The sequence below is a fragment of the Enterobacter nematophilus genome, assembly GCF_026344075.1.
GTDB lineage: Bacteria > Pseudomonadota > Gammaproteobacteria > Enterobacterales > Enterobacteriaceae > Enterobacter > Enterobacter nematophilus.
This window is the reverse complement of record NZ_JAPKNE010000009.1, coordinates 21,764-34,208: the sequence shown is the minus strand read 5'-3', so window position 1 is coordinate 34,208 and position 12,445 is coordinate 21,764. Positions and strand designations below refer to the sequence as shown.

8 protein-coding genes and 3 tRNA genes are annotated in these 12,445 nt (G+C 56.8%); 5 read left to right on the top strand and 6 right to left on the bottom strand.

What is annotated here, in order from left to right; genetic code table 11:
- Window positions 1-161: 161 nt before the first annotated feature.
- The 4 genes from OSH03_RS18860 to orn all read right to left on the bottom strand — a co-directional run bounded on the left by OSH03_RS18860 (window position 162) and on the right by orn (window position 1,324).
- Window positions 162-237 (bottom strand) — tRNA-Gly (locus tag OSH03_RS18860).
- A 157-nt stretch (window positions 238-394) separates the two neighbouring features.
- Window positions 395-470, bottom strand: a tRNA-Gly gene (locus tag OSH03_RS18855).
- Between the two features lie 36 nt (window positions 471-506).
- Window positions 507-582, bottom strand: a tRNA-Gly gene (locus tag OSH03_RS18850).
- 196 nt (window positions 583-778) lie between these two features.
- Window positions 779-1,324 carry an oligoribonuclease gene (gene orn, locus OSH03_RS18845; RefSeq protein ID WP_061099484.1) on the bottom strand — a complete coding sequence of 182 codons (546 nt, stop codon included), beginning with the start codon at window positions 1,322-1,324 and terminating at the stop codon, window positions 779-781.
- 107 nt (window positions 1,325-1,431) lie between these two features.
- On the opposite strand from orn, the gene rsgA reads away from it, so the two are divergent.
- The 3 genes from rsgA (at window position 1,432) to mscM (ending at window position 6,893) form a co-directional block, all read left to right on the top strand.
- On the top strand, window positions 1,432-2,484 hold the full coding sequence (rsgA, locus tag OSH03_RS18840) for a small ribosomal subunit biogenesis GTPase RsgA (RefSeq protein WP_248037420.1): 1,053 nt from the start codon (window positions 1,432-1,434) through the stop codon (window positions 2,482-2,484).
- Window positions 2,485-2,581: 97 nt separating this feature from the next.
- Window positions 2,582-3,550: an archaetidylserine decarboxylase gene (gene asd, locus OSH03_RS18835; protein ID WP_151413451.1), complete on the top strand. Its 969-nt coding sequence runs from the start codon at window positions 2,582-2,584 to the stop codon at window positions 3,548-3,550.
- Between the two features lie 19 nt (window positions 3,551-3,569).
- Complete coding sequence (gene mscM, locus OSH03_RS18830; RefSeq protein ID WP_266179810.1) at window positions 3,570-6,893, top strand: miniconductance mechanosensitive channel MscM; 3,324 nt, start codon at window positions 3,570-3,572, stop codon at window positions 6,891-6,893.
- Between the two features lie 37 nt (window positions 6,894-6,930).
- Here mscM and yjeM read toward each other — a convergent pair whose 3' ends face one another.
- Both yjeM and epmA read right to left on the bottom strand, forming a co-directional pair.
- Complete coding sequence (yjeM, locus tag OSH03_RS18825; RefSeq protein WP_266179809.1) at window positions 6,931-8,430, bottom strand: glutamate/gamma-aminobutyrate family transporter YjeM; 1,500 nt, start codon at window positions 8,428-8,430, stop codon at window positions 6,931-6,933.
- Window positions 8,431-8,629: 199 nt separating this feature from the next.
- Window positions 8,630-9,607 (bottom strand): elongation factor P--(R)-beta-lysine ligase, encoded by a 978-nt coding sequence (gene epmA / locus OSH03_RS18820; RefSeq protein WP_061099488.1) that lies wholly within the window; start codon window positions 9,605-9,607, stop codon window positions 8,630-8,632.
- 310 nt (window positions 9,608-9,917) lie between these two features.
- Here epmA and frdA point away from each other — a divergent pair, with 310 nt between their 5' ends.
- Complete coding sequence (gene frdA, locus OSH03_RS18815; RefSeq protein ID WP_116344014.1) at window positions 9,918-11,708, top strand: fumarate reductase (quinol) flavoprotein subunit; 1,791 nt, start codon at window positions 9,918-9,920, stop codon at window positions 11,706-11,708.
- Window positions 11,701-12,435 (top strand): succinate dehydrogenase/fumarate reductase iron-sulfur subunit, encoded by a 735-nt coding sequence (locus tag OSH03_RS18810; RefSeq protein WP_041911494.1) that lies wholly within the window; start codon window positions 11,701-11,703, stop codon window positions 12,433-12,435. The genes frdA and OSH03_RS18810 overlap by 8 nt, the downstream gene beginning before the upstream one ends.
- Window positions 12,436-12,445: the final 10 nt, after the last annotated feature.

The following is a 12,445-nucleotide window of genomic DNA, read 5'->3' as shown; positions in this document are numbered from 1 at the left end:
AATAGGTTGTGAGGATATTATTCACCCTGCTAACTTTCTGTACAGTTTGGGCAAAGCGCGAATTCTGTGGATAACTCTGTTTACAACAGTATTTCAGATGCAATAGAAAACGTCCCCAGCGCGTCTTTTCGCTGTGGATATTTTAGAGATGAAGAAGAATTTGGAGCGGGAAACGAGACTCGAACTCGCGACCCCGACCTTGGCAAGGTCGTGCTCTACCAACTGAGCTATTCCCGCTTAATCTGTGTCTTTCAAGCTGCCACTGCGTTGGCTGCCTTCACTCACCTTAGTCACTTACTTAAGTAAGCTCCTAAGGATTCGTTCAGTTGCCGCCTTGCTGCAACTCGAAATCCCACGATTTGGTGGTCCGTGCTTTAGAAGCACTTTCAAATTTTGGAGCGGGAAACGAGACTCGAACTCGCGACCCCGACCTTGGCAAGGTCGTGCTCTACCAACTGAGCTATTCCCGCTTGGGCAGTCTGTGCTGTGGAAGCACTTTCAAATTTTGGAGCGGGAAACGAGACTCGAACTCGCGACCCCGACCTTGGCAAGGTCGTGCTCTACCAACTGAGCTATTCCCGCAAATCTGTACTGCTTTTGTTGCTGTCGTAACGTGTAATTCTCTGTCGTTACGGGAGGCGCATTATACGAGAAATCCTTTTAGCTGCAACCCCCCTTAAAGTGATTTTTTCGAAATTCAGTTCAAATGCTTATTTAATCGGCAAGCTGAACAATTTAACGACAAAAACCCGGCCACGCAAGGCGCCGGATCTCAAAATCACAGCTTAATAAAGTTTTCGCGGTAGTACGCGAGTTCCGCCACGGACTCGCGGATATCGTCCATCGCCTGGTGCGTACCCTGTTTTTTAAAGCCGTCCAGAATTTCAGGTTTCCAGCGACGCGCCAGCTCTTTCAGGGTGCTCACATCCAGATAGCGGTAATGGAAGTAAGACTCCAGCTCCGGCATGTACTTAAACAGAAAACGGCGATCCTGACCGATGCTGTTCCCGCAGATCGGCGATTTGCCCGCCGGTACCCACTGCTTCAGAAATTCGAGCGTCGCCAGTTCCGCCTCACGGTCACCGAAGTTACTGGCCTTCACGCGCTCGACGAGGCCGCTGCCGGTATGGGTACGCACGTTCCACTCATCCATCAGCGCTAGCTGGTCGTCTGACTGATGCACCGCAATCGTTGGCCCTTCGGCCAGGATATTCAGGTTGGCATCGGTCACCAGGGTTGCAATCTCAATAATGCGATCGCGCTCGGGATCAAGCCCGGTCATTTCGAGATCGATCCAAATCAGGTTGTTTTCATCCGCGCTCATGTTATTTTCCACCCTTCTCGCATAACCGGCAGTAGCAGGTTAACTAGTATTAATTAGAGTGTATCATAGAGGTTTTGCCCCCTACGGGCGACCAGGAGCCAGTGCGATTGAGTAAAAATAAACTCTCCAAAGGGCAGCAGCGCCGCGTAAATGCCAATCACCAGCGCCGTCTTAAAACCACTTCGGAGAAGGTCGATTACGACGACAACCTGTTTGGCGAACCAACGGAAGGCGTAGTCATCAGCCGTTTCGGTATGCACGCCGACGTGGAATCCGCCGATGGCGAAATCCACCGCTGCAACATTCGCCGAACCATTCGTTCTCTGGTCACCGGCGACCGCGTCGTCTGGCGACCGGGTAAAGAGGCGGCAGAGGGCGTTACCGTAAAAGGTATCGTTGAAGCGGTCCATGAGCGTACGTCCGTATTAACCCGTCCCGATTTTTACGACGGGGTGAAGCCGATTGCCGCCAACATTAACCAGATTGTTATCGTATCGGCGATTTTGCCCGAACTTTCGCTCAATATTATCGACCGATATCTCGTCGCCTGCGAAACGCTGCAGGTTGAACCGATTATCGTGCTGAACAAAATCGATCTGCTGGATGACGAAGGCATGGCTTTCGTTAATGAGCAGATGGATATCTATCGCAAGATTGGCTATCGCGTCCTGATGGTCTCCAGCCATACCAAAGATGGCCTGAAACCGCTTGAAGAGGCGCTTACCGATCGCATCAGCATCTTTGCAGGCCAGTCCGGCGTGGGCAAATCGAGCCTGCTGAACAATCTGCTCGGCCTCCAGCAGGAGATCCTCACCAACGATGTGTCTGATGTCTCGGGTCTGGGCCAGCACACCACCACCGCATCACGCCTGTATCACTTCCCGCACGGCGGCGATGTCATCGACTCCCCGGGCGTGCGTGAATTCGGGTTATGGCACCTTGAGCCGGAACAAATCTTTAATGGATTTGTCGAATTCCATGATTATTTAGGCGCTTGCAAATACCGCGACTGTAAACACGATAACGATCCAGGCTGCGCTATCCGCGAAGCGGTGGAGAAAGGTGAGATTGCGGAAACCCGCTTCGAGAATTACCACCGCATTCTTGAGAGCATGGATCAGGTAAAAACGCGTAAAAACTTTTCTGATTCTGATAACTGACAACTAAGCTAAGCATCGCTAAAATCGTCCCCTTTTTTCAGGTTCCGGCGGCTTACCGCCGGATCAGGAACGGCAAAACAATGGCCTGGAGGCTACCTTGTTAAACGCATTTAAACTTTCGCTTCAATACATTCTGCCAAAACTGTGGCTCACTCGCCTGGCGGGCTGGGGCGCAAGCAAACGCGCGGGCTGGCTGACCAAACTGGTCATCGACCTTTTCGTGAAGTATTACAAGGTCGACATGAAAGAAGCGCAGAAGCCGGACACCGCCAGCTACCGCACGTTCAACGAGTTTTTCGTGCGCCCGCTGCGCGACGAAGTGCGCCCGCTGAACACCGATCCTAACGTCCTGGTGATGCCAGCAGACGGCGTGATCAGCCAGTTGGGTAACATCGAAGACGACAAAATCCTGCAGGCGAAAGGCCACAACTACAGCCTGGAAGCGCTGCTGGCGGGCAACTACCTGATGGCGGACCTGTTCCGCAACGGCACCTTTGCCACCACCTATCTGTCACCGCGCGACTACCACCGCGTGCACATGCCGTGTAACGGTATTCTGCGTGAGATGATCTACGTGCCGGGCGATCTGTTCTCCGTGAACCACCTGACCGCGCAAAACGTACCGAACCTGTTTGCCCGTAACGAACGCGTCATCTGCCTGTTCGATACTGAATTCGGCCCTATGGCGCAGATTCTGGTAGGCGCGACCATTGTCGGCAGCATCGAAACCGTCTGGGCTGGCACCATCACTCCGCCGCGTGAAGGCGTGATCAAGCGCTGGACGTGGCCTGCCGGTGAAGAGGAAGGCTCTGTCGCCCTGCTGAAAGGCCAGGAGATGGGTCGCTTCAAGCTGGGCTCTACCGTCATCAACCTGTTTGCGCCGGGCAAAGTGAAGCTGGCTGAACAGCTCGAAAGCCTGTCGGTGACTAAGCTTGGCCAGCCGCTGGCGGTCTCTACCGAAACCTTCGTGACGCCGGACGCAGAGCCTGCTCCGCTGCCGCAAGAAGAGATTGAGGCCGAGCACGACGCCAGCCCGCTGGTTGACGACAAAAAAGACGAAGGCTAACAACAGAAGGAACGCTGACGTGCGCCCGATTATCGTTTTACTGATGGCCTGGTGCCTCAGCATGGGGGCGTACGCAGCGACAGCCCCCGACGCCAAACAGATAACCCAGGAGCTGGAGCAGGCGAAAGCGGCCAAACCCGCTCAGCCAGAGACCGTTGAGTCGCTCCAGTCCGCACTGAACGCGCTTGAGGAGCGGAAAGGCTCTCTTGAGCGCGCTCAGCAGTATCAGCAGGTTATCGACAACTTCCCTAAACTCTCACAAACGCTGCGCGCGCAGCTCGCTAATCTGCGCGATGAGCCGCGCGAAGTGCCGGAAGGCATGACCACCGACGCCCTGAATCAGGAAATCCTGCAGGTCAGCAGCCAGCTTCTGGAAAAGAGCCGCCTGGCTCAGCAGGAGCAGGAGCGGGCGCGTGAAATTGCCGACTCCCTCAGCCAGCTTCCGCAGCAGCAAACCGACGCCCGCCGCCAGCTTAACGAAGTGGAACGCCGTGTGGGTACGCAAAGCGGCAACACGCCGCAGGCTCAGGCACAAAATGTGGGTCTGCAGGCCGAATCTGCTCGTCTGAAAGCCCTTGTGGATGAGCTGGAGCTGGCGCAACTTTCCGCCAACAACCGCCAGGAGCTGGCGCGGATGCGCTCTGAACTCGCTCAGAAGCAGAGCGAGCAGCTGGATGCGTACCTTCAGGCCCTGCGTAATTTGCTTAACAGCCAGCGCCAGCGTGAAGCCGAGCGAGCGCTTGAAAGCACCGAGCTGCTGGCGGAAAACAGCGCCAATCTGCCAGAAGGTATCGTCGATCAGTTCAAGGTCAACCGCGAGCTTTCAGCCGCCCTGAATCAGCAGGCGCAGCGTATGGATCTGGTTGCCTCCCAGCAGCGCCAGGCGACGAATCAAACCCTGCAGGTGCGCCAGGCGCTCAACACCCTGCGCGAGCAGTCCCAGTGGCTCGGGTCATCAAACCTGCTGGGCGAAGCGTTACGCGCCCAGGTTGCGCGCCTGCCGGAAATGCCGAAGCCGCAGCAGCTGGATACCGAGATGGCCCAGCTGCGCGTGCAGCGGCTGCACTTTGAAGATCTTCTCAATAAGCAGCCGCAAATTCGCCAGATCCGTCAGGCTGACGGGCAACCTCTGACCAGCGAGCAAAACCGTATTCTGGAAGCCCAGCTGCGCACCCAGCGCGAACTGCTGAACTCCCTGCTGCAGGGCGGGGATACGCTGATTCTGGAACTGACTAAGCTCAAAGTCTCTAACAGCCAGCTGGAAGACGCGCTGAAAGAGGTGAACGAGGCTACGCACCGTTATCTCTTCTGGACGTCCGACGTGCGTCCAATGACCTTCTCGTGGCCAATTGAGATCGTTCAGGATCTGCGCCGCCTGATTTCGCTCGACACCTTCAGCCAGCTCGGACAGGCCAGCGTGATGATGCTGACCAGTAAAGAGACGATTTTCCCGCTGCTGGGCGCGTTGATCCTGGTAGGCTTCAGCATTTACTCACGCAGACATTTCACCCGCTTCCTGGAACGTTCCAGCGCGCGGGTGGGGAAAGTCACTCAGGATCACTTCTGGCTGACGTTGCGCACCGTGTTCTGGTCGATTCTCGTCGCGTCTCCGCTACCGGTGCTGTGGATGACGCTTGGCTACGGCCTGCGGGAAGCCTGGCCCTATCCGCTCGCGGTTGCCATTGGCGATGGCGTCACCGCCACGGTGCCGCTGCTGTGGGCGGTGATGATTTGTGCGACGTTTGCACGGCCCAACGGCCTTTTCATCGCACACTTTGGCTGGCCGCGTAACCGCGTGGCGCGCGCCATGCGCTACTACCTGATGAGCATCGGGCTGATTGTGCCGCTGATTATGGCGCTGATCATGTTTGATAATCTCAACGACCGGGAGTTCTCAGGCTCGCTGGGCCGCCTCTGCTTTATGCTGATCTGTGGCGCGCTGGCCATCGTCACGCTCAGCCTGAAACGCGCGGGGATACCGCTCTATCTGGATAAATCCGGCAGCGGCGACAACATGTTCAACCGGCTGCTCTGGAACCTGCTGCTGAGCGCTCCTCTGATTGCGATGCTGGCAGCGGCGGTAGGTTACCTGGCAACCTCGCAGGCGCTGCTGGCGCGACTGGAAACGTCGGTGGCGATCTGGTTCCTGCTGCTGGTGGTGTATCACGTGATCCGTCGCGGGATGCTGATCCAGCGCCGCCGTCTGGCCTTTGACCGCGCCAAGCATCGCCGGGCGGAGATCCTCGCTCAGCGTGCCCGTGGCGAGGAAGAGCCAACCCATGTCAACAGCACGGAAGGCACGATGGATGCGGACGAGGTCGAACTGGATCTGGATGCCATCAGTACCCAGTCTCTGCGGCTGGTGCGTTCCCTCCTGATGCTGATTGCCCTTCTGTCGGTGATCTTCCTGTGGTCGGAAATTCATTCCGCGTTTGGCTTCCTGGAGAACATCTCTCTGTGGGACGTGACGTCCACGGTGCAGGGCGTTGAAAGCCTGGAGCCGATCACCTTAGGCGCGGTGCTGATTGCCATTCTGGTGCTGATCATCACCACCCAGCTGGTGCGTAACTTCCCGGCGCTGCTGGAGCTGGCGCTGCTGCAGCATCTGGATTTAACCCCCGGCACGGGATACGCCATTACGACCATTACGAAATACCTGATACTGCTGTTTGGCGGGATGGTCGGGTTCTCAATGATGGGTATTGAGTGGTCTAAACTGCAGTGGCTGGTGGCCGCGCTAACGTTTGGCCTTGGCTTTGGCATGCAGGAGATTTTCGCCAACTTTGTATCCGGCCTGATCATCCTGTTTGAAAAGCCGATTCGTATTGGCGATACGGTGACGATCCGCGATCTGACCGGGAGCGTGACGAAGATCAACACCCGCGCCACCACGATCAGCGACTGGGACCGTAAAGAGATCATCGTGCCGAACAAGGCATTTATTACCGAGCAGTTTATCAACTGGTCCCTGTCGGATTCCGTTACGCGTGTGGTGCTTACGGTACCAGCGCCGTCGGATGCCAACAGTGAAGAGGTCACCCAGATCCTCTACACCGCTGCCGAACGCTGTACGCTGGTGCTCGATAACCCCGTACCGGAAGTGTTCCTGGTCGATTTACAGCAGGGGATCCAGATTTTCGAACTGCGTATTTACGCTGCCGAAATGGGGCACCGCATGCCGCTGCGTCATGAGATCCACCAGCTGATTCTGGCGGGCTTCCGCGAGCATGGTATTGATATGCCGTTCCCACCGTTCCAGATGCGTCTGGAGAGCATGGACGGACGTAAGATGGGTAAAACGCTCACGTCGGCGGCAAGATCGCGCCCGGCGGGAAGTCTGTAATCTTTCGCCCCTCCCTTTCGGGAGGGGCATTTTACCGCTACGCCACTTCCGCGACGTACGCTATTGAGCGCCGACGGTAATTCTCATAAATCCCCATCGCCAGCAGCGAGAAGAAGACAGGCCCACCGACCATCCACAGCGCGCTGTTCCAGTCGTTCGCCTCAACCACGGGCTGAATAACGGTAAAGATATTGGCAAACGCTACCACCAGCACCACCACCGTGGTCGCCAGCAGCGTTGCAGCGGGGGTTTTGAAGATCACAAACGGACGCTCAAGATCCCGCTTCGCCTTAAAGAACGGGAACGCCAGGGTCAGGAAGAGGTACGGCAGCGTCATCGACACGTTCGCCATCAGGGTCAGCTTGTTATAGAACGCAGACGCGGTATCACCGCCAAATGACACCAGCAGAATGAACACGCACACCAGCAGACACTGCATCCACATGGCGTTGGCAGGCATGCCTGCGGTGTTGAGCTGCGTCATGCGCGCTGGCCACAGCGCTTTAGGCGTACCCTGGATGATGGCTTTCAGCGGCGAGTAGATTAGCGTGAAGAACGCGCCGGTATAGGCAAGGAACATCGACAGACCGGTAATGCGCGCGAACCAGATCCCCATGGTGGCCGATGCTTCCGGCGTCAGGTGCATGGCGTTACCCAGCGTCATCCCCAGGCTTTTCATCAGCACGTAGGTGATGTTCCCGAGGTTGGTGGTGTCATTACTCAACACCTGCTGCCAGCTGGTGCTGACGCCCCAGAGGAAAATCGCCAGCGAATAGCCGATGGAGATGACGATGGCGGCAAAAATAATCCCTTTGGCAAAGTTCTTTTCCGGGTTCTCGGTCTTATCGACCAGCCCACCGACCGCTTCAATACCGCCGTAGGCAAAAATGGCAAACACCACGAAGGAGAGCATAGCCAGCCCGGACTGATAGCCCGGATTAGGCGATGAAACGAAGTCCACCTCCTGAGCAAAGTGTCCGCCGTTCAGGCACAGAATGGCGATACTCACCAGCAGCAGCACCAGGTTCAGGCACATCACGGAAATACCGCCAACGGCGGTGATACGGGCAATCTTGTTGATGCCTTTTGACGCCACCAGCGTGACCACCACCATCCAGCACACCGCCAGAATACCGACCACCTGCGTGGAGCTCAGCCCCGTCAGAGACCATATCTGCGTTTTATCCGCCCCGAAAAGAAACGTTGAGAACGGCACCCAGACTTTGGCCGCCGTGCTGACCATCCAGACGACGTAGGAGGAGAACCACATAAACGTGCCGATAAACGCATAGCGCGGGCCGATGCTGTTGTTCATCCATGAATAGATACCGCCCTCTTCTTTCCGGTAAGCCGAGCCCATCTCCGCCATCATCAGCGCAAACGGGATAAAGAAGAACAGAGCGGACACGATATAAAACGGCGTCGCGCTGTAGCCCATCAGATAGAAGGCTGACGGGCTATTGGCAAAGCCAAAGACTGACGTAAAAATCATCAGGATGAGCCCGGTGAGGGTCATCTTTTTAAGTGAGTGGGACATATCGCCATCCGAAGAGGAATTAAAACTGCGCGGATGGTAGCAGATGACCAGACTAATATTGTGGCTATACGAGGCAATTTAAGAAAAAGACCCGTGTACAGAGAAAATGGCAGTTTTTAATGTTGCCGATAAGAAATGGAAAGGAATATTGCCACAGGTAATCTATGCCGGGTGAGCGACAGCGCCACCCGGCAATTCTTTAGGCGCGATCGACCGTAAACGCAATCACGTCGCCCAGCTGCTCGGCGTCCAGCGCCAGCATGACCAGACGATCCACGCCCAGCGCCACGCCGGAGCAATCCGGCAGACCGGCTTTTAATGCTTCCAGCAGGTTAACATCAATCGGCTGCTGCGGCAGACCTCGCGCGGCGCGCTTGCGGTTATCCTGCTCGAAACGCTGCTGCTGTTCGCGCGCGTCGGTCAGCTCGTGGAAGCCGTTCGCCAGCTCGATGCCTTTGTAGTAGACCTCAAAACGCTCTGCCACGCGGTGATCTTCGGTGCTGATCTGCGCCAGAGACGCCTGGCTTGCCGGGAAGTGATAGACAAACGTTGGGCGATCTTTGCCGATCTGCGGTTCCACGCCGAAGGTGAACAGCAGCTGCAGCAGCGTGTCGCGATCCTCCTCGGTATCCGCCACGTTGCTCAGATCCAGTTTTGCCGCCACTTCACGCAGCTGGGCTTTGTCCGCCGACAGCGGATCGATTTCCAGATGGCGCTGGAAGGCCTGCTGATAGGAGAGCGTTTCGGCTTCTGAGCAGTCCAGTACCTGCTGCAGCAGATCGTCCACCTCGTTCATCAGGCGGTACATATCATAGTGCGGGCGGTACCACTCCAGCATGGTGAATTCCGGGTTGTGGTGACGCCCCATCTCTTCATTTCGGAAGCTGCGGCACAGCTGATACACCGGACCACACCCCGCCGCCAGCAGGCGCTTCATGTGATATTCCGGGCTGGTCATCAGATACAGATTCATGCCCTGAGAGTGGCCAGGACCAACAAAACGGGTTTCAAACGGGACCAGATGAATATCCGTTACCGTTGCCTGACTCATGCACGGGGTTTCCACCTCCAGGACGCCGCGGTCGGCAAAGAAACGGCGGATCTCCGTCATAATTGCGGCGCGTTTTAACAGATTTGGGATGGATGCGCTCGGCTGCCAGGTGGCCGTTTCGCTCATGAGTATTTCTCCGATTTCAGACAAGGGCACGAAGTCTACTCGTTAGCAGGGGCAGAGACAAATTTTGCGCAGTAAAAATGCGCATTTCATTTAGGTGGATTATTCCGTGATGCAATTCATCAATCACGATGATAAATCACCGCACAGAACAGCAAAAAAATCGAACACGTCAAATTTCCCTGACATCTACACGGTTATACTCTTTTACCCATAAAGGAGCAGTGGAAACGCTTTCGCAATCGTCCCGTTGGGCGGGTGAACTACCTTTAGTTTGTCGCATTGCGAAATAACAAAAATCTGGAGGAATGTCGTGCAAACTTTTCAAGCCGATCTTGCCGTAATAGGCGCTGGCGGGGCGGGATTACGTGCTGCGATTGCTGCAGCACAAGCTAATCCTGACGCTAAAATCGCATTGATTTCAAAAGTCTATCCAATGCGCAGCCACACAGTGGCAGCAGAAGGAGGGTCCGCTGCCGTTGCGCAGGATCATGACAGCTTTGAATACCATTTCCACGACACGGTTGCAGGGGGCGACTGGCTTTGCGAACAGGATGTCGTTGACTACTTCGTGCACCATTGCCCAACGGAGATGACCCAGCTTGAGCAGTGGGGATGTCCGTGGAGCCGCCGGCCGGACGGGAGCGTTAACGTCCGCCGCTTCGGTGGGATGAAAATCGAACGCACCTGGTTCGCCGCCGATAAGACCGGCTTCCACATGCTGCATACCCTGTTCCAGACCTCCCTTCAGTTCCCACAAATCCAGCGCTTTGATGAACATTTCGTCCTCGACATTCTGGTCGACGACGGTCATGCACGTGGCCTGGTGGCGATGAACATGATGGAAGGCACGCTCGTCCAGATCCGCGCCAATGCGGTGGTGATGGCAACGGGCGGTGCGGGACGCGTCTATCGCTACAACACCAACGGCGGCATCGTCACCGGCGACGGGATGGGCATGGCGCTGAGCCACGGCGTGCCGCTGCGCGATATGGAGTTTGTGCAGTATCACCCAACCGGCCTGCCGGGCTCCGGCATTTTGATGACGGAAGGCTGCCGCGGTGAAGGCGGTATTCTGGTCAACAAAAACGGCTACCGCTATCTGCAGGATTACGGCATGGGCCCGGAAACCCCGCTCGGCGAGCCGAAGAACAAATACATGGAACTCGGCCCGCGCGACAAAGTTTCTCAGGCCTTCTGGCACGAGTGGCGCAAGGGCAACACCATCTCAACGCCGCGCGGCGACGTGGTCTATCTCGACCTGCGTCACCTGGGCGAGAAGAAACTGCTGGAGCGTCTGCCGTTTATCTGCGAACTGGCAAAAGCTTACGTCGGCGTCGATCCGGTGAAAGAGCCGATTCCGGTACGCCCAACCGCGCACTACACCATGGGCGGGATTGAAACCGACCAGCAGTGTGAAACCCGCATTAAAGGGCTGTTCGCCGTGGGCGAGTGTTCCTCCGTCGGCCTGCACGGCGCCAACCGTCTGGGCTCTAACTCGCTGGCAGAGCTGGTCGTCTTTGGCCGCATGGCGGGCGAGCGCGCGATGGAGCGTGCGGCGACCGCAGGCGAAGCAAACGGCGCGGCGCTGGATGCGCAGGTCACAGACGTTGAAAAACGCCTGAAGGATCTGGTGAACCAGGAAGGCAACGAGAACTGGTCGAAGATCCGCGACGAGATGGGCCTGTCGATGGAAGAAGGCTGCGGTATCTACCGTACGCCGGAGCTGATGCAGAAAACCGTCGACAAGCTGGCGGAGCTTCAGGAGCGCTTCAAGCGCGTGCGCATCACCGACACCTCCAGCGTCTTCAATACCGACCTGCTCTATACCATTGAGCTGGGCCACGGCCTGAACGTCGCAGAATGTATGGCGCACTCTGCGCTGGCGCGTAAAGAGTCTCGCGGCGCCCACCAGCGTCTGGACGAAGGCTGTACCGAACGTGACGACGTCAATTTCCTGAAACACACTCTCGCCTGGCGCGATGCGGATGGCACCACGCGTCTGGACTACAGCGACGTGAAAATCACCACGCTGCCACCGGCTAAACGCGTGTACGGCGCAGAAGCAGAAGCCGCCGAGAAGAAGGAGAAGGCGAATGGCTGAGATGCAAAAACTGAAAGTTGAAGTGGTGCGCTACAACCCGGAAGTGGATACCGCCCCCCACAGCGCTTTCTACGAAGTGCCTTATGACGAGCAAACCTCCCTGCTGGATGCGCTCGGCTATATCAAAGACAACCTGGCGCCGGACCTGAGCTACCGCTGGTCTTGCCGCATGGCGATCTGCGGCTCCTGCGGCATGATGGTCAACAAGGTGCCGAAGCTGGCGTGTAAAACCTTCCTGCGCGATTACACCAAAGGCATCAAGGTTGAAGCGCTGGGCAACTTCCCGATCGAGCGCGATTTAGTGGTCGATATGACCCACTTTATTGAAAGCCTGGAAGCGATTAAGCCGTACATCATCGGCAACCCGCGCACGCCGGACCAGGGTCCGAACACCCAGACGCCGGCGCAGATGGCGAAATACCATCAGTTCTCCGGCTGCATCAACTGCGGCCTGTGCTACGCCGCCTGTCCACAGTTTGGCCTGAACCCGGAGTTCATCGGCCCGGCCGCCATTACCCTGGCGCACCGCTATAACGAAGACAGCCGCGACCACGGCAAAAAAGAACGTATGGCGCAGCTTAACGGCCAGAACGGCGTCTGGACCTGTACCTTTGTGGGCTACTGCTCCGAAGTCTGTCCGAAGCACGTCGACCCGGCCGCCGCCATTCAGCAGGGTAAAGTGGAAAGCTCGAAAGACTTTCTTATCGCTACCCTGAAACCACGCTAAGGAGTGCATG